This window comes from Microbulbifer maximicatervae (SeqCode) (assembly GCF_052468295.1).
This window is the reverse complement of sequence record NZ_CP174340.1, coordinates 1,907,094-1,924,705: the sequence shown is the minus strand read 5'-3', so window position 1 is coordinate 1,924,705 and position 17,612 is coordinate 1,907,094. Positions and strand designations below refer to the sequence as shown.

At 49.7% G+C, this 17,612-nt stretch carries 13 protein-coding genes and 1 tRNA gene; 11 read left to right on the top strand and 3 right to left on the bottom strand.

Annotated elements, in window-relative coordinates:
- Positions 1-33: 33 nt before the first annotated feature.
- Both ACJJIQ_RS08695 and ACJJIQ_RS08690 read right to left on the bottom strand, forming a co-directional pair.
- Positions 34-110 (bottom strand) — tRNA-Pro (locus ACJJIQ_RS08695).
- Positions 111-179: 69 nt separating this feature from the next.
- A complete protein-coding gene (locus ACJJIQ_RS08690) occupies positions 180-1,028 on the bottom strand; it encodes an acyl-CoA thioesterase (protein WP_282932695.1) in 849 nt (282 codons plus the stop codon).
- 349 nt (positions 1,029-1,377) lie between these two features.
- On the opposite strand from ACJJIQ_RS08690, the gene ACJJIQ_RS08685 reads away from it, so the two are divergent.
- From ACJJIQ_RS08685 to ACJJIQ_RS08660, 6 genes are all read left to right on the top strand, one after another.
- On the top strand, positions 1,378-2,058 hold the full coding sequence (locus tag ACJJIQ_RS08685) for a hypothetical protein (RefSeq protein ID WP_445364348.1): 681 nt from the start codon (positions 1,378-1,380) through the stop codon (positions 2,056-2,058).
- Between the two features lie 329 nt (positions 2,059-2,387).
- Positions 2,388-3,074 carry a TetR/AcrR family transcriptional regulator gene (locus tag ACJJIQ_RS08680; protein ID WP_282932697.1) on the top strand — a complete coding sequence of 229 codons (687 nt, stop codon included), beginning with the start codon at positions 2,388-2,390 and terminating at the stop codon, positions 3,072-3,074.
- Positions 3,067-3,621 carry a DUF1285 domain-containing protein gene (locus tag ACJJIQ_RS08675; RefSeq protein WP_444905349.1) on the top strand — a complete coding sequence of 185 codons (555 nt, stop codon included), beginning with the start codon at positions 3,067-3,069 and terminating at the stop codon, positions 3,619-3,621. The genes ACJJIQ_RS08680 and ACJJIQ_RS08675 overlap by 8 nt, the downstream gene beginning before the upstream one ends.
- Before the next feature lie 591 nt (positions 3,622-4,212).
- Positions 4,213-5,880, top strand: a complete 1,668-nt coding sequence (locus ACJJIQ_RS08670; RefSeq protein ID WP_444897198.1) for a beta-helix domain-containing protein — start codon at positions 4,213-4,215, stop codon at positions 5,878-5,880.
- 122 nt (positions 5,881-6,002) lie between these two features.
- On the top strand, positions 6,003-8,723 hold the full coding sequence (locus ACJJIQ_RS08665; protein ID WP_445358418.1) for a TonB-dependent receptor domain-containing protein: 2,721 nt from the start codon (positions 6,003-6,005) through the stop codon (positions 8,721-8,723).
- 309 nt (positions 8,724-9,032) lie between these two features.
- A complete protein-coding gene (locus ACJJIQ_RS08660; protein ID WP_444897200.1) occupies positions 9,033-9,401 on the top strand; it encodes a hypothetical protein in 369 nt (122 codons plus the stop codon).
- A gap of 56 nt (positions 9,402-9,457) precedes the next feature.
- Here ACJJIQ_RS08660 and ACJJIQ_RS08655 read toward each other — a convergent pair whose 3' ends face one another.
- A complete protein-coding gene (locus tag ACJJIQ_RS08655) occupies positions 9,458-11,095 on the bottom strand; it encodes an electron transfer flavoprotein-ubiquinone oxidoreductase (protein WP_445364347.1) in 1,638 nt (545 codons plus the stop codon).
- Between the two features lie 354 nt (positions 11,096-11,449).
- On the opposite strand from ACJJIQ_RS08655, the gene ACJJIQ_RS08650 reads away from it, so the two are divergent.
- The 5 genes from ACJJIQ_RS08650 (at position 11,450) to gspE (ending at position 17,610) form a co-directional block, all read left to right on the top strand.
- Positions 11,450-12,199, top strand: a complete 750-nt coding sequence (locus tag ACJJIQ_RS08650) for an electron transfer flavoprotein subunit beta/FixA family protein (RefSeq protein ID WP_282932702.1) — start codon at positions 11,450-11,452, stop codon at positions 12,197-12,199.
- On the top strand, positions 12,199-13,128 hold the full coding sequence (locus ACJJIQ_RS08645) for an electron transfer flavoprotein subunit alpha/FixB family protein (protein WP_445364346.1): 930 nt from the start codon (positions 12,199-12,201) through the stop codon (positions 13,126-13,128). The genes ACJJIQ_RS08650 and ACJJIQ_RS08645 overlap by 1 nt, the downstream gene beginning before the upstream one ends.
- A gap of 220 nt (positions 13,129-13,348) precedes the next feature.
- Positions 13,349-14,044, top strand: coding sequence for a type II secretion system protein N (locus tag ACJJIQ_RS08640; RefSeq protein ID WP_413665692.1), 696 nt, complete (start codon positions 13,349-13,351; stop codon positions 14,042-14,044).
- A gap of 57 nt (positions 14,045-14,101) precedes the next feature.
- The gene (gene gspD / locus ACJJIQ_RS08635; protein ID WP_413665693.1) at positions 14,102-16,117 is read left to right on the top strand and encodes a type II secretion system secretin GspD; all 2,016 of its coding nucleotides are present in this window, start codon (positions 14,102-14,104) and stop codon (positions 16,115-16,117) included.
- Complete coding sequence (gene gspE / locus ACJJIQ_RS08630) at positions 16,114-17,610, top strand: type II secretion system ATPase GspE (protein WP_444905344.1); 1,497 nt, start codon at positions 16,114-16,116, stop codon at positions 17,608-17,610. The genes gspD and gspE overlap by 4 nt, the downstream gene beginning before the upstream one ends.
- Positions 17,611-17,612: the final 2 nt, after the last annotated feature.

The window sequence follows — 17,612 nt, the reverse complement described above, 5'->3', positions numbered from 1 at the left end:
AAGCCCGCTAAAAGCGGGCTTTTTCTTTTTGTATGGTCGGTGAGAGAGGATTCGAACCTCCGACCCCTTCGTCCCGAACGAAGTGCGCTACCAGGCTGCGCTACTCACCGTTTTTTGTTTCGCATCATTTGCGAAGGGGCGGCACTATAGCAGCAATTTTTCTGCTGTAAACCACTGATTTAATTTTTTATTTGTCGAATCAGTCCCTCTTGGCAGGTAGACGCTACCAGCGTTCCGTCGCGGGTGAAAATCTGGCCGCGGGTAAAGCCTCTGGCACCGGTTGCCGAAGGGCTATCCGTTACATAGAGAAGCCATTGATCCAGGCGGAAATCGCGGTGGAACCACATCGCGTGGTCAACGCTCGCGGGCATCAATTGGGGGTCGAATAAGGATATGTCGTGCGGCTGTAGGGAGGTACCCAGGAGTCCCATATCGGATGCATAGCAAAGTGCTGCTCGGTGCTCCATCGGGTCGTCCGACATCTCGCCCTCTGCCCGCAGCCAGAACATGCATTTGGCTTCGCGGGTTTCAGCGCCAAAGTAGCTTTGCGGGTCTACCGGACGAAAATCGATCATATAGCGCCGCTGATCGTACTGCGGGCTAACCAATCCAGCTTCCAGGGCCAGCTCCTGGGTGTTTTTCAGGCTCTCAGGAGAGGGAATCTCGACACAAGGCAGGTCGGCCTGGTGGTCAAATCCGGGTTCCCGAATTTGGAAGGAGGCGGACATATTGAAGATCGCGCGCCCGCGCTGCTTGGCGACTACGCGACGAGTGGTAAAGCTACCGCCATCGCGGATTGGGTCTACTTCGTAGATCACCGGCAGCTCACTAGAGCCTGGGCGGAGGAAGTAGGCGTGCAGGGAGTGGGGTAGGCGATGCTCAACGGTACGAGTTGCTGCCATCAGTGCTTGGCCCAGAACTTGCCCGCCAAAAAGCACTTTACGATAATTTTCAACGTGATGACGACTGCGGAAGAGATTTCGATCCAGCTCTTCAACATCCAATAACTTACCTAATTTTTCCAACATAAGGGATTTTGCCCGTTACCTATTCCACTTAACAGAGTTTGCAGATGGGGAGCTTTGCGCTCTTAATCAAAAGGATAATAACAGCAAATCCCTTTAACCCCATTCATATTTTGAACGTTAGGCCCATTTTGGTCACAGGTGCCACCTCTTCTAGCTATATAGCTCTTTGACTTACAGAAGCTACCGGTTTTCTCAGTCAAATTGAAACCCTGTGCTATTGACTATTGCGACTTGTCGAATTCTTACTTATTTTTGTGGTATAAAGCGCCAATAGTTGTTGGGACAGTTGGACTAATTTGTTTGCAGCTATCCAACAAAGATTGAATAAGAGAAGTAGGAGATACCACAGGTGCCACACAACAATATTGATATACGTCCACCACTGAATTTCGGCAAGGTTGTCAGTCGGCACCGTACCGCAAAGGCTGTGGCTGGAGGGGTTGGCTCCGCTGCTTATTATGGGGTGTGGGGTGCACAGACGGCTACAGGTGCCACACTAACCGGCCTGGCTACCGGTGCAGCGGCCGCGACTTCTGCGACGGGTATTGGTTTGGTTGTTGCTGGAACAGCATTGTCCATTGGTTACGCTGGTTTGGCGGCCCGATCCGCATACAAGACCAATAATCACCTCAATGCTCTGAAAAAAATCAACGAAAACAGGAAGTCGTATAGCTGTCCTTGTAAAGGATCGGTCGCCCACGACTATGTTTCTGGCCAAGTGCTTCCTTATATCATCGAACAGAAAAGCAAAAAGTTGCATCGCAAGATGGTTGAAGCGACTCCGGGAATCGCCTCAGTAGAATATGCGCGCAAGGCAGTAAAAAACCTGTACAAGCGTTCACAAGGTACGCTCGGTAAAAAACGTACCTTTGCTGCAGAGTGGTTGGCGCAGCATTTGATTTCTCATGATTGTGAATTAGCTAATGCGATTGTTGCAGAGCTTTACTCAGAGGAGGAAATGCTCTGGATACGCACGCAGGACAACGATGTAGTCGCGCCTCTGTTGGAGCTAAAGCTGAAGTCCGTTTAATAGTGGCTTCTTGTGTTCTGGTGTGGTTCTTGATTTCATTCGGAAGTATTGGGGTAATGGACTACCCCGCAATCACTCAATCGTCGAATTTTATGTGTTATGTGCAATGCTTGGGCTCGCCAAACGTCACCACATGCTAAAATAAAAGGTCTGCTCTCAGCTTAAAATTGGCTCATTTTGAGTAAATTTTGAGCAAAATGGCCTAATATTTTTAATATTAGGCAGTCTAATTCCCCGATTTACTTTTCCAACCGACTTGAATTGCCTATCATTCATGAATGAATAGTCAATTTCAGTCCCCATTTTTACGGGCAAAGAAGGTCGGAAGTATGGATAAGGCAAAAGAGAAGGTTCAGCGGTTCCGCGCGCGGGAGCAGCGTATCCTGGATGCGGCTCTGGAGCTTCTGTTGGAGCACGGTGAAGAGAAAGTCACGGTCGAACAGATTGCCGAGCGTGTGGATATCGGTAAGGGCACGATTTACAAGCACTTCATTTCCAAGACAGAAATCTACATGCGTTTGCTGATGGATTATGAAAAATCACTCGCTGAACGTCTCAAGACCGCTGTAGCCCTGGCCGAGCAAGGTGATATCACCGCTCCAGCCCGCGCCTATTTTGAATCTCGTATGGCCGATCCTGGCAAAGATAGACTCTTCCAGCGCCTGGAGGAGAAGATTATCGCGTTGAACCTGGCTCCAGAAATGATTGCGGAGCTCCACAATATTCGTAATTCCAATGCCACCTCTCTCAATCGGGTCTTTGAGCGCCGTATGGAGCAGGGCATGCTGAAGAACGTTCCTGCATACTTCTATTACTCAACATACTGGGCGCTTGTGCAAGGGGCGGTAGAGCTTTATCACTCCAAGTCTTTTGCCAATGTCATAGAGGACAGGGAAGGTTTGATGGAGTTTATTATGGATGTGGGTGTGCATATCGGTGATATGTCCTCTCGCAAAACGCCAGAGGGAAGCCAGACAAGCCATCACAGCGATTCTGCGGGGTCCGCCCTTGGCTGAGCCCCTGTTCCAGCAGCTGCAAAAATTACAGGCTGAATTTCATGGGCATCCACCTGTAGAAAGGTGGAACCCAGAGCTTTGTGGGGATATGGATATGGTCATCAAATCTGATGGCCGTTGGATCCACGAGGGAACAGAGATTCGTCGTCATCCTCTTGTGAAACTGTTTGCCAGCATTTTGAAGCGTGAGGGGGATGAATACTTCCTTGTCACCCCTGTCGAAAAGCTGCGAATCACAGTGGAGGATGTTCCATTTGTAATCACTCAGGTGGCCCGCAACCCCGGAAGTACTCATCAGCAGCTACTTTTCACCACAAATGTGGGCGACGTTGTTGAGCTGTCGGAAGAGGGGCAGTGGCAACTGAGAGACTTTGGTGCTCCGCCGCAGCCAATCCCTTACCTGGAGATTCGAGGAGGGTTACAGGCTCGCGTTTCCCGTGATGTTTTTTACCAGTTGGTAGACTGGGCGCTTGAAGGGGATCGCGATACCGATAAGCTTTTTGTGCAAAGTGACGGAAAAGATTTCCTGCTGGGTTCTTGCAATTAGATAGCTCCCGGTTCCTGCTGGCGGATTCCTCGCGCCTCAGCGCTGATTTGTAGCTGGGGCTTTAATTCATAGCCTTGCTCCTCACTGTTCGAGTTTAGAAAGTACTTGCTTGACCCTATAGCTCCTGACTTTACTCTCTCGACGAACTTTCCTTATTTATATCTTTGGTGTCAAACTGTTTAGTGGATGCCACTATCGCTCCTGTATTTTGATTACCGCTGTGGAATTTATACTTGATTGTGCCGGTGCTTGCTTGAATCCGGAAAATAGCCCGGGAATATACATGTCCGTACTATTTATTTGTGGTGTTGCTGTATTTCATTTCTATTAAAAAAATAGTGTTTGAAATCTTATGGAAATATAAGTGTATTTGTTCTGAAAGGAATAGAATATTAATTCGATAATTTACGGAAATATCTAAATAAGTAACAAATCCGCAACAGTGCATTTCTAAACTTCCCTCCGTCCAAATCGCTACGGCGAAACAAAAAATATAGTTTTTATTTGCTTGGTTGTTGTCATTTATTTTTTTTAAAAATGGCGGAGTTGAAGCAATTAAAGTTTTGGATTGAAATTCCTATAGGGGGAAACATGAAGCGAGTACAGAATAAGCTCTTACTGGCAGCTGCGATTGCTGCGCTATTAGCGGGTTGTGACGGTGGCGGTGTGAGTATCGAGCCGGAAACAGTAGATAACTCGGTGGACAACTCGGTAGATAATTCAGTGACAAATCCTGGCGGAGGTTCCACTGATGAAAATCCATGTGCCACTATAGAAAGTTCAAGTGTACAAGGTGAATTTAGCGGTGGTAACTGCTATTACACAACTGATTTTGTTTCTGCTGCAAACCCATTAACTGAAGATTTATATCTCACTGCGCTGGATAGCAATGGAGCTCATGTCTTTAGCGGCAGTTTGTTTGTTGGAGAAAGTTACTCCAGCGATTCTGACCTAGCAGCAGCCGGTATTTCTGAGGGTGGTGACGGCGTAAAACTGGAAATTGAGGCGGGCGCCACTATCGCTTTTAAAGATAATTCAGCATTTATGGTTGTAAACCGTGGATCGCAAGTCTTTGCTCGCGGTACAGAAACATCTCCCATCACTTTTACGTCAGAAACTGATGTTCTTGGCACTGTAGGTCCGGAGGATGTTTCACAGTGGGGTGGAATGGTTATTAATGGCTTTGGTGTAACGAACAAATGCCAATATACAGGTTCTATTGGTGGTGGTGATCTGACTCTTGATGGCGAGTGTCACGTAGCTGCTGAAGGATCCACTGATGACAATACTTCCTACTACGGCGGTGACAACAATGCCGATAACTCGGGAGAGCTTTTGTACGTTGTTGTCAAACACACTGGCGCAGAAGTTGCTAGTGGTGATGAGTTGAACGGAATTGCTTTTGATGCTGTAGGTAATGGCACAACGATCCGTAACCTTCAAACATACTCAACTTACGATGACGGTATCGAGTTCTTCGGTGGCGCTGTAGATGTCGAAAATTATGTTGCACTCTACGTTCGCGATGACTCCATTGATATTGATGAAGGTTATCGTGGAAGTATTACCAATGCTTTGGTGATTCAAAGTGAGACTGACGGCAATCACTGTATAGAGGCCGATGGCATCGGTTCATATAGTGATGGAGCTGATTATTCCACCTTGATCAGCCAGGGTCTCAACAGTCGACCAGTAATTGACGGGCTGACCTGTATTGTTTCCGCTCAAGAAGAGGGTACTCATGACCCCGGTGCAGGCTGGCGCCTGCGTGAGGGTATTTATCCAATGATCACTAATTCTATAGTTGTGGCCTCCTTCTTTGCTGATGAGACTGGCGTGGCCGGCGATAACTACTGCCTGCGTATTGAGAGCTCTCAAACTCGCGGCGAAGCATCTGCTGGGACTGAGGTGGCTCTGACTTCCAACATTTTCGCCTGTGAAGATCGCACTAAAACCGATGAAGACAGCTTCAATGTTGAGACTTGGGCTGTGGATAGCGGTAACCAATTTGCCACTATCTCCGGTGAAGTTAATCCAACCTCTAATGCCGATACTGACTTTGTTTTGCTCGGCGGTTCCCCTGCAATGTTCACAGTTGATGCATCTGCTCAAGTGATCGATGGCGTTGCACCTACGGTTTCTGCCGAACTGGGTCGTGCCTATTTGGGTGCGCTTGAGCAGGATGGTACCGATTGGACTCAGGGTTGGACTTACGGTCTTCACCAGGGTGATCGCGCTCAACCTCTCTGGTTTGAGTAATAGATCGAGGTAGCGGTTGGGGATGCTAATCCCAATCAATTAAGGCGCCGCCTTCGCTGATGGAGTCGGCGCCTTATTTGATTTAAGACCGTGATTCTTAGGAATGAAAAGAGGCCTGAGAGATGGTTAAGTGCGAAAGATTTCAAAGGGCGCCGCTTGTTTTGGCGGTAGCTGCGGGCTCCACATTTGCAGCTGGAGTGTATGCACAGGATGCTGAACTGGTTGATAGTGCCACTCCTGGGATTGAAGAGGTTGTAGTCCAGGGGCGGCTGAAGGACTCTGCTGAAGTCCTAATCAGCGAGCGCCTGGAGGAGGAGGTAGTTACGGATATCCTCGGGGCTGAGATGATCAGCAGGGTGGGGGACTCTACCGTAGCCGCAGCGCTGCGACGAGTATCCGGATTATCCCTGGTAAGTGACAAGTTCGTTTACGTAAGGGGCTTGGGTGAGCGATATTCAAGTACAACTCTCAATGGTTCGACGGTGCCATCCCCGGATCTGACCAGAAATGTCATCCCACTAGATCTATTCCCGACCTCTATCGTGGAATCGCTAGCGGTACAGAAGAGCTACTCAGTTGATAAGTCTGCCTCGTTTGGAGGTGGTAATGTCGATATCCGCACCAAAGGGATACCTGATGATCTGACTTACGCTATTGAAGTTGGTACGGGCACCAATAGTGAAGTCAATGGTGATGTGCTCAGCTACAGCGGTGGAGATGATGATATTTGGGGTGCTGATGATGGTACCAGGGCGATGCCGGGTGAGATATCTGCGGCACTGCAACGCTTCAAGGGTAATATTTCAGTTGCGGATATCCGTGATACCTTGATTGCTGAGGGGAATGAGTATTCAAGTAACCAGGAGGCGGAAAAGGCGGCTCAAGCGCTAAATAGGGAACTCGCCCTAAGCTTGAATCGTGATATTTCTATTAAAGAGGAATCTAGCGATCCTGACCAAGACTACAAGGCTAGTGTAGGGAATCGCTTCTACTACGGGGACGATTGGGAGTTCGGTTTCCTGGCTGGAGCCTCCTACAAGAGTAAGTGGAGGGAGAGTGAGCGCACTATTCGTGACTACGGTAACCCACAGGAGCAGGTTGACCGTCGAACCGAGTCTACTTACTCCGTAGATATCAGTGGAAATTTAAACCTAGGTATACGTTTTGCGGACGAGCATTCGGTTGAGAGTATCAGTTTGTATTTGAGGAATACGGACGATGAGACTTCAATCAGGGATTACTTTGACTCAAATCGTCTATTGTCTGATGGCGCTGGATCGAGAAATTATGACCTGAAGTATGAAGAGCGGGAGCTGGTGCTTCATCAAATAAAGGGAAGTCACTCTCTTGGTCCAGAAACAAAAGGCCTGCTGTCCGTCAGCTCCCTAAGTTGGGTGCCTGAGGATTTGGTGGTTGACTGGTTCTACTCCGATTCAACGGCGATGACAGATATCCCCAATCAGGTTGAGGTGATTGCTAACACCGAAACTGACCCTGAAACCGGAGAGGTTATTAACTCAACGGTGGATATTGCTTCGCGGAGTGCGAGTTTTCGATTTACCGAGCTGGAGGATGAGGTCCGAAACTACGGTTGGTCCGCAACATTGCCCGTTGAGTTTTCCTCGTCTTCGTTGGAGTTGAGTGGTGGGTTTGCTCGAATTGAGAAGGGGCGCTCCTATAAGCAAACTGAATTTGGATTGGATATCTTCAGTGTGGCTGACCCCTCAATACTTGATGACCCTTTGAGTGATGTGTTTAGCGATACCAATATCACTAACGATGAAAATAACTTTGTTTTTGCCAAGTCTGGCAGTAACAAGCAAAGTTATTTGGCCGCTACTTCGACAGATGCGATCTACGGTAAATTCGATTGGACCCTTGAGGAAACCTGGCGTATTTCAGCTGGGGCCCGATGGGAGGACTATAGTCAAGCTGCTTTAGAGTGGAACCCCTATAGTTTCTCACAAAGTGAACCACAGATTACGAATGACCCCGAGGAGTTGGCTGAAGCGGTATATACGGATGATGATATTTATCCTTCATTATCCTTGACCTATATGGGGTCATTTTGGGCGGAGACATTCCAGTTGAGGTTCGGTGCATCCAAGACCGCTGTTCGGCCCGACTTACGTGAAATTACCGACGCTATTTATATAGATCCGCACACTGATGATCAGATCAGGGGGAATTCGAGTGTTCGGCCGTCGGAGATCGACAACTACGATATTCGTGCAGAGTGGTTTTTTGATAGCGGGGATAGCCTGACTATTTCGGCTTTCTATAAGGATATTGTTAATCCTATTGAGTTTTTTGAAGCTGCCTCAAGTGATGACAATGTTGCGCGAGAGATTATAAATGCTGAGTCTGGTGAGATTACCGGTATAGAAATAGAGGGTATGAAAAGCCTTGGCTTTATCTCTGACCCAATGGATAGCTTCTTCCTGCAGGGCAATATTACGCTTCAAGACTCGGAAATTGTTGCCGGTGATGAGGCTGATGCACCGACTAATGCAGTCCGCGAAATGACAGGGGCATCTGATTATGTGGTTAATATGCTGCTCGGCTTTGATAGCCCGGACGGGAACCATTCCGCCAGCTTGGTTTACAACGTATTTGGTGAGCGCCTTTACAAAGCGGGGCGAGATCCTCATCCCGATTCATTTGAGCAGCCATTCCACTCTCTGGATTTGACTTACTTCTGGTATCCAACTGATGAGGTGACGGTGAAGGCGAAAGTGCAGAACCTATTGGGTGAAGTCATTGAAATTGAGAGACAGGGTGTCACCGTTTTTGAAGAGGAGGTTGGGCAGACTTTCGCATTGAGCGCGCAGTATAAGTTCTAAAGATCAGTGAGGGTAGGCGCGCATTGGTGTGTCTACCCATTTTAGTATTCTTGAGCAGATTTGCTGCTGTCTAACGTCTAGGTTTCTATGTGACATGTTAAAGCGATGAGGTGGCCCATCGTAAATTGCTATCTTCGCATGGCTTTTGATATGGATATAATATCGCTACCAGGGGCATCTCAATGAAGAGCAGTTGATTCACTTCATAGTATATAGCCGCTCTTTGCTAATCCTGAGTATCAGGCGGTACACTTCTACTGCTTGGCGTTTTTTTAAATACACTATAGGTTTTAGGGAGAGGGTTTATTCATGGATTTTAAAAATATTGATAGAGCTAAGCGGGTAGCTATAGGCTTCTTTTTGTTGTTGAGTGCTGTTTCAAATGCTTGGGCCATTGGTGATGGTGGGACAAGAAAGTTAGAGTCGGTCCGTTTAGTGGGTGATGATCAGATCGCTTTTGAGGCGTATTCAGATGACTTTCTCAATCCAGATGGTTGCGAAAGGTCTGATAGAATAGTAATACAGGCTGATGCGGTTGATGCAGATCAAAAGTTAAGTGTTGCTATGACTGCACTAGTTGCTGACAAAAGAGTGGCCGTTTGGGTGAGTGGTTGTTCAAATACTGCCTGGGGTTATACGGTACCTACTTTACTCTCTTTAGGGATATTGCGAGATTAACTTTCTCACATAAAAAAATGGCGCCATCGGCGCCATTTTTTTATGAGTAGACCCAATTACATATTTGGATAATTGGGGCCGCCGGCACCTTCAGGGGTTACCCAGACAATATTTTGGGTTGGGTCCTTAATGTCACAGGTCTTACAGTGTACGCAGTTTTGAGCGTTGATCTGGAAGCGCTTACCGTTGGTGTCTTCAATAACCTCATAAACACCGGCAGGGCAGTAGCGCTGCGCGGGTTCATCGTAAATCGGCAGGTTGTGACTCAGCGGAACTTCTGGGTCCTTCAGGGTCAGGTGGCAAGGCTGGTCTTCTTCGTGGTTAGTATTGGAAATAAACACGGAAGATAGCTTGTCAAAACTGAGTACGCCGTCGGGCTTCGGATAGTCAATCTTAGCGCAGTCAGCAGCAGGCTTGAGTTGGGCGTGATCAGCCTTGGTGTCGCGCAGGGTCCAGGGAAGCTTGCCTTTAAAGATATTGATATCCACAAATGCATAGGCAGATCCCAGAATGTTGCCCCATTTGTGCTGGGCCGGGCCGAAGTTGCGCTGCATGTGCAGCTCTTTCCAGGCCCAGCTATCGCGATACTTGGTGGTGTAGTCGGTCAGCTCTTCGCTATTGCGCTCAGCGGCGAGGGCTTCAACTACAGACTCAGCCGCGATCATGCCGGATTTCATCGCGGTGTGATTGCCCTTGATCTTGGCAAAGTTCAGGGTGCCGGCGTTATCACCGATCAACAGGCCGCCAGGGAAGGTGATTTTCGGTTGAGATTGAAGGCCACCTTTTACTATGGCGCGGGCACCGTAGGCGACGCGCTCGCCACCTTCCAGGTACTGCTTGATTACCGGATGGTGTTTATAGCGCTGGAATTCGTCAAATGGACTCACATGGGGGTTGCTATAGGCGAGGTCAGTAATCAAGCCGACAACAACCTGGTTGTCTTCGAGGTGGTAAAGGAAGCCGCCACCGTGGGTGGAGCTTTGTTCCAGCGGCCAGCCAGCAGTGTGAACAACCAGGCCTTGCTGGTGTTTGTCCACAGGGACTTTCCAAATCTCTTTAATACCGATGCCGTAGTGTTGTGGGTCGGCATCTTCGTCTAGCTTAAAGCGTTCGATCAGCTGCTTGCCCAGGTGACCGCGACAACCTTCAGCGAAGAGAGTGTATTTGGCATGCAGCTCCATGCCTGGCATGTAAGAGTCTTTCTGCTCTCCGTTCATGCCGATGCCCATATCGCCAGTAGCGATACCTTTTACAGAGCCATCTTCGTTGTACAAAATTTCGGCAGCGGCGAAGCCAGGGAAGATTTCCACTCCCAGGCTTTCGGCTTGTTCTGCCAGCCAACGGCACAGGTTGCCGAGACTGATAATGTAGTTGCCCTCGTTGTGCATGGTGCTGGGCACAAACATGTTGGGGACTTTTATAGAGTTCTCTTCGCTGCGCAGGACGTAGATGTCGTCGCCTTTTACCTCAGTATTGAGGGGGGCTCCACGTTCTTTCCAGTCGGGGAAGAGTTCATTCAGGGCGGTGGGCTCAAATACAGCACCGGATAGGATGTGAGCTCCTACTTCTGAGCCTTTCTCCACGACACATACAGAGACGTCTTCATTGAGCTGACGAATACGACAGGCCGCGGCCAATCCAGCGGGGCCGGCACCCACGATCACTACATCGTATTCCATTGATTCGCGTTCCACGGCACTCTCCTCAGCAGTTGTATTCAACTTTTTTGCGGCCAATCCGGCCTTATCATTTATATTGCTGGCGGATTATATAGGCGTTTAATCAACCCTACCAATTGCATGACTATTCATTTGCTATGGCAAATGCGCTGTATTTCAACGGCTTACTGGGGGTGGATAGGCGGTTCTTATTCCCGGAAATAGATTTTGTGAATGGCAGGAGGGACTTCCATTTGACTATTGATTTTGCGCTATAGAACCGCCACCATACACGCCGTTCAAACACTTGTTTGACCAGAACACCGTATCCGTTCGCGACGTGAATTATCAGTCGCGGCTGTTAAAAAGCATATTTGAGACGGGATTTCCATGAAAGTTCTTGTAGCTGTGAAACGCGTTGTTGACTACAACGTCAAGGTTCGCCCCAAGGCGGACGGCTCTGACGTTGATACAGCCAACGTCAAAATGTCTATCAACCCCTTCTGCGAAATCGCAGTAGAAGAGGCGGTGCGCTTGAAGGAAAAAGGCGTTGTCAGCGAGATAGTCGCCGTTTCCATGGGCTCCAAGCAATGCCAAGAGCAAATCCGCACTGCACTGGCCCTGGGTGCCGACCGCGGTATCCTGGTTGAGACCGATGCTGAGCTGCAGCCTCTGGCAGTAGCCAAATGCCTGAAAGCGATTGTTGAGAAAGAAGAGCCTCAAATGGTAATTCTGGGCAAGCAGTCCATCGATGGCGATAACAACCAGACCGGCCAGATGCTGGGTGCTTTGACTGGCATGGGGCAGGGTACCTTCGCCTCTGAAGTTGCCGTAGAAGGCGACGCTGTTAAGGTAACTCGTGAAATTGACGGCGGCCTGCAGACTGTTGAACTGAAACTGCCTGCCATTGTTACTACTGACCTGCGCCTGAATGAGCCGCGTTACGCCTCCCTGCCTAACATCATGAAGGCAAAGCGTAAGCCTCTCGATACCACGACCCCGGATGAGCTGGGCGTTGATATTACTCCCCGCACCAAAACCCTGAAAGTTGAGCCGCCGGCTGAGCGTCAAGCAGGCATTAAGGTTGCTGACGTTGCTGAACTGGTAGAGAAACTGAAAAACGAGGCGAAGGTAATCTGATGAGCATTCTGGTTATTGCTGAACACGACAACGCCGAACTGAAGGGCGCTACGCTCAACACCATCGCTGCTGCCAAGGCTATTGGTGGTGATGTTGCTGTATTAGTTGCCGGATCTGGCTGCGGCCCTGCAGCGGAAGCTGCTGCTAAAGCTGAGGGCGTTTCCAAGGTGCTGCTGGCAGATAATGCCGCTTACGAGCACCAGTTGGCTGAGAACGTTGCCAAGCTGGTAGCGGACTTGGGTAAAGACTACGGTCATATCCTGGCTCCAGCCACTACTACCGGTAAGAACATGCTGCCACGCGCTGCTGCGCTGCTGGATGTTCAGCCGATTTCCGACATCGTCGCTGTTGAAAGTGCAGATACTTTCAAGCGCCCGATTTATGCGGGTAACGTCATTGCCACTGTACAGAGCTCCGATGCCATCAAGGTAATCTCTGTACGTACCACTGCCTTTGACGCTGTGGCGGCTGAAGGTGGAAGTGCAGCGGTTGAGTCTGTAGATATCGCGGATGACGCTGGTGTTTCCTCTTTTGTCGGCGAAGAGCTGGCTGTATCCGATCGTCCTGAGCTGACCGCTGCGAGCGTAGTCATTTCTGGTGGCCGCGGCATGCAGAATGGCGAAAACTTCGAAATGCTGTACAAGCTGGCCGACAAATTGGGCGCTGCAGTTGGTGCCTCCCGTGCTGCTGTGGATGCAGGCTTCGTACCTAACGATATGCAGGTTGGCCAAACCGGTAAGATCGTTGCTCCTGACCTGTATATTGCCGTTGGTATCTCTGGCGCAATCCAGCATTTGGCAGGTATGAAAGACTCCAAAGTTATCGTAGCCATCAATAAAGACGAAGAAGCACCGATCTTCTCTGTTGCTGACTACGGTCTGGTAGCTGACCTGTTTGAAGCTGTACCAGAGCTTGAAACAAAGCTGTAATGCCCGATTGCTATACTAGCGGGCATTGAAAAAGGCGGCGTCATGCCGCCTTTTTTCGTTTTTTGGTGACAACCTGCGGAACTAGTGTGCAATTTAAGGGACGAAATGAGGGTTTGCGGCGTTTAACTTGAAAGAGCGTTGCCTTTCCCGGGCTGAGGCAAGAAAATAGGCGTCAAAAACCAATAACCTCAGAAAGTTGAACTTGTATGTGGGTATGTTCATGTCCCCTCTAGCGCGAGCCGTTGGCTCAATTGGCAATAAGTTTGCCCAGGGCGAGTCGAGCAAAGGTCTCTCCCGTGGCACTATGGCGGCGTCAGCTATTGGCCTGTTGTGGTTGTCTGGCAATTTGTTTGCCTATGGCTCCCTATTGGTCCCAAGCGATCCTCAGGAATCCCTGCTCGCGGAGCGCAAAAGCCCGAGAGGTGCTCCTCCCCCCAGCGCTGCCAGTCTTCCCAGCACGCCGTTCTTTGGACGTGCTGAACCTAAAAAGGCTACAGAAGTCCCTGAAGTCGACCTCGAAAATATTCCTCTGACCCAGCTGAATATTGTTTTATCCGGTGTTTTTGACAGCTCCAATAAAACCAAAGCCAGTGCTCTGGTGTCGGAGAAAGGTAAACCCTCCAAGCGTTTGTATGTCGGTGATCGGCTTCCAGGTGGCGCCGAACTTTATTCTGTTGAGGTTGACCATGTGGTTCTTCGTCGTAATGGCAGGATGGAAAAACTGACATACCCAGAAGTGGACGGAAGGCCAAACGTACCATTGAGAGGCGTCAGCAGTTCCAGACAGAGAACGTCAAGTTCCAGCTCCTCCAGAAGAACTGCTCAAAGAGATGAGAACCAGCAGAACATTCGGGAGAGAATGGAGCAGCTGCGTGAATTGGCCCGCGAGCGTCGTGCTCAGCGTGAGCCTAAATAAAAACTATCTACCTAGATTGTTTTGATTTTTTGAACATTTACTAGAGCCAGATAAATAATGATGAAGATGTTTTATCGACGGCTGCTTGCGGTCGGATTGAGTTTTTTTGTTTGTACTGCAACGCTGGCTCAGGGCCCGGAGCGGGTTACCCTTTCTCTCGACAATGCAGACATTCGTGATCTGATCAATTGGGCTGCTGATTTCACTGGCAAAAATATTATTGTCCACCCGAATGTTAAGGGTAAGGTCACCGTAGTTGCCGGTGACCCAATGACACACAATGAAGCCTTTGATGTATTTATGTCGGTGCTTCAAGTCAATGGCTTTAGTTTGGTGGAACAGGGCGGAACCTGGAAAGTGGTTCCCGATGCGCTGGCCAAGCAGCAGGCGATACCTGTCGCCGATGAGACCACTCGAGCTCCCGCGGAATCCCTGGTTGTTCGCACGGTAAGGGTTGAGAATATTTCCGCTTCACAGCTGATTGCTATGTTGCGCCCGCTGATTCCGCAAACTGGGCACTTGGCTGCTTATGCTGATACCAACACTCTGATTATTGCTGACCGCGCTGCGAATATTGACCAGATTATTCGCCTGGTGAAGCAACTTGACCGCGCCGGCGCTATTGATATTGAAGTGGTGCCGTTGATGTTTGCTTCTGCGAAGGAAGTAAAGCAAGTCCTTACCGATTTGCTTCAATCGAGTGGAGGCAAAGCGGGTAAGGAAGTGCAACCGCTGCGTATTTCTGTTGATGAACGCTCCAATAGTATTCTCCTGACTGGAGACCCTGTGACCCGCCAGCAGATTAAGACGGTAATAGGCCGTCTCGATGCACCGCTGGATGGCGAAGGCAATACCGCAGTTGTTTATATCCAGTATGCCAATGCAGCAGATCTGAAGCCTATCCTCGAGGGTATGAGCGGTAGCATCCAGAACACAGAGAAAGACCAGCAAGCGGCGAATATCGAAGTCAGCATTCAAGTTAACGAGTCGCTCAACGCACTGGTGTTAACTGCTCCTCCCGCTCTCCTTGAAACTATGAAAGGTGTTATTGCCAGGTTGGACGTGCGCAGAGCGCAGGTTTTGATTGAGGCAATTATTGTAGAGGTAGTTGAAGGTACAGGTAGCGAACTGGGTATTAGTTGGATTGCTGGTTCCGGCAGTAATGCTGTTGCCGGTTGGAATAACCAGTTAGGCACAGACTCCGACGGGGAACCCAACCCATTTTCACTTCCTGTGACTGATTTGGTGGGAGCTGGCGCATTGCACCTGGGCTACCTCAGTGGCGGTGATATCCGTGCTGCGATTAATGCCGTAGCGTCAGAGAGCAATACCAATATCCTTTCTACACCAACAATTATGGCTTTGGATAATGAAGAAGCTGAGATTTTGGTGGGCCAGAACGTACCTTTTATTACCGGTGAACAGTTGCTGTCTGGTAGTAACGATGATCCGTTTACCACTATCCAGCGTGAGGATGTGGGTACGACTCTTAAAGTGATTCCCCGTGTGAATAACAACAACTCGGTAACTCTTGAGATCGAGCAAAAGGTTGAAAACGTTTTGTCTTCAGCTACGGCTGCAGCGGAAGGTGCATCCGACATCGTTACCAGCAAGCGTGAGATCCGCACAAAAGTATTGATCGATGATGGCGCCATACTGGTACTGGGTGGTTTGATGGAAGATCAGGTTAATGAAACCGTGTCCAAAGTGCCTCTCCTCGGTGATATTCCCGGAATTGGTCGCTTGTTCAGAAACACTGAGAAGAGTGTTAGCAAAACTAATCTGATGGTGTTCTTGCGTCCCAGAATCCTCAGTAGTCAGGTTGCTGGCTATGAGGAGACGCGCAAGCGCTACATGGATATGCAGCAGAAGCAAATATTCCTGAAAGACCGCACCAGCCTGATCTGGGATTGGCACCGCGGTGATGTACTACCTGACCTGATGCCGCCAACAGGCACCTACAACGAGAGCCCTGCGCCAGTAGATGGTTCTATAGATGGTGCTGCCATTGAATCAGTCGAAGAAGATGTGGATGTTGAGGTTGAGGTGTTGGAGGTAGAAGAAGCTAAATGACGGCTGAAACAGGAACAGGGACTCCAACAATTCGCCGCCTTCCTTACGCTTTCGCAAAGCGTCACAAGGTTCTGTTAACCGAGCAGGAAGGCAAACCCCTCTGCCAATATGTGGCGCCGCTGAGCCCATCAGCGGTTGCCGAAGTACAGCGCATCAGTGGTGCGGCTGTATCTTTGGAGGCTGTAGAGGAAGATGTTTTCCAGGGTGCTTTGCAGCGCCTGTATGAAAACAGGGAGGGTGGCAACCTCTCCGAAGTCGAAGGCCTGGGTGAAGACCTGGATCTTGCAGCGGTCGCCGATTCGCTGCCTGAGACTGAGGACTTGTTGGAACAGGAAGACGATGCACCTATCGTCAAATTGATCAACGCAATTTTTGCCGAATCGCTCAAGCAGGGCGCCTCGGATATTCATATTGAAACTTTTGAGAAGCGCCTCGTCGTGCGCTTCCGGGTCGATGGTGTACTTCGTGAAGTACTGCAACCCCGGCGCGCTCTGGCTCCATTGCTGGTATCCCGTATTAAAGTAATGGCAAAACTGGATATCGCCGAGAAACGCGTGCCTCAAGATGGCCGGATCTCCCTTTTGATGGCTGGCCGAGAGGTAGATGTACGTGTCTCTACCATGCCGTCATCGGCGGGTGAGCGGGTGGTAATGCGTTTGCTGGATAAGCAAGCGGGCAAAATGGACCTGAGTAAGCTGGGGATGGCTGATCGCGACTTGCGCGTGATGACAGACCTGTTGGGACATCCCCACGGCATTATCCTGGTGACCGGACCAACGGGCTCCGGTAAAACCACCACCTTGTATGCTGGCCTCGGTAGTATCAATAACCGTGAGAAGAATATTCTGACGGTCGAGGACCCGGTGGAATACAACCTGGAAGGGGTTGGACAGACTCAGGTTAATACCAAAGCCGATATGACTTTCGCCCGGGGACTTCGCGCGATCCTGCGTCAGGACCCGGATGTAGTGATGGTTGGTGAGATTCGAGATCTGGAGACTATGCAGATTGCAATCCAGGCGAGTTTGACCGGACACTTGGTACTTTCAACCCTGCACACCAACACCGCTTTGGGTTCGGTAACCCGTCTGGTGGACATGGGAATTGAACCCTTCCTGCTGTCGTCCAGCGTGATTGGTGTTCTTGCCCAGCGCCTGGTGCGAGTTCTGTGTCCTGAATGCAAGCAACCTCATGTGGCTGACAGCAGCGAGCGTGAGGTTTTGGGCGTCGGGCCTGATGAGGAAGCCATCATCTATCGACCTAATGGCTGTGAAGAGTGTAATCACAGTGGCTATGTCGGTCGTATCGGTATCTATGAATTGGTGCCGCTCAACGAAGTGATGCGCCAATTGATCCACGATCGCGCTTCAGAGAGCAAGTTGGTTGCGGAAGCACGCAAGCTTGGCCCCAGCATCCGCGACGATGGCGTAGAGAAAGTACTAGCGGGTAGGACCTCCCTTGAGGAAGTACTACGAGTTACGCAGGAGTCCTGATT

Excerpts from the sequence above, each read along its gene's own strand:
- gspD (WP_413665693.1), top strand. The coding sequence starts at position 14,102 with ATGATGAAGATGTTTTATCGACGGCTGCTTGCGGTCGGATTGAGTTTT.
- ACJJIQ_RS08665 (WP_445358418.1), top strand. The coding sequence starts at position 6,003 with ATGGTTAAGTGCGAAAGATTTCAAAGGGCGCCGCTTGTTTTGGCGGTA.
- ACJJIQ_RS08645 (WP_445364346.1), top strand. The coding sequence starts at position 12,199 with ATGAGCATTCTGGTTATTGCTGAACACGACAACGCCGAACTGAAGGGC.
- ACJJIQ_RS08640 (WP_413665692.1), top strand. The coding sequence starts at position 13,349 with ATGTCCCCTCTAGCGCGAGCCGTTGGCTCAATTGGCAATAAGTTTGCC.
- gspE (WP_444905344.1), top strand. The coding sequence starts at position 16,114 with ATGACGGCTGAAACAGGAACAGGGACTCCAACAATTCGCCGCCTTCCT.
- ACJJIQ_RS08650 (WP_282932702.1), top strand. The coding sequence starts at position 11,450 with ATGAAAGTTCTTGTAGCTGTGAAACGCGTTGTTGACTACAACGTCAAG.
- ACJJIQ_RS08680 (WP_282932697.1), top strand. The coding sequence starts at position 2,388 with ATGGATAAGGCAAAAGAGAAGGTTCAGCGGTTCCGCGCGCGGGAGCAG.
- ACJJIQ_RS08690 (WP_282932695.1), bottom strand. The coding sequence starts at position 1,028 with ATGTTGGAAAAATTAGGTAAGTTATTGGATGTTGAAGAGCTGGATCGA.
- ACJJIQ_RS08670 (WP_444897198.1), top strand. The coding sequence starts at position 4,213 with ATGAAGCGAGTACAGAATAAGCTCTTACTGGCAGCTGCGATTGCTGCG.
- ACJJIQ_RS08660 (WP_444897200.1), top strand. The coding sequence starts at position 9,033 with ATGGATTTTAAAAATATTGATAGAGCTAAGCGGGTAGCTATAGGCTTC.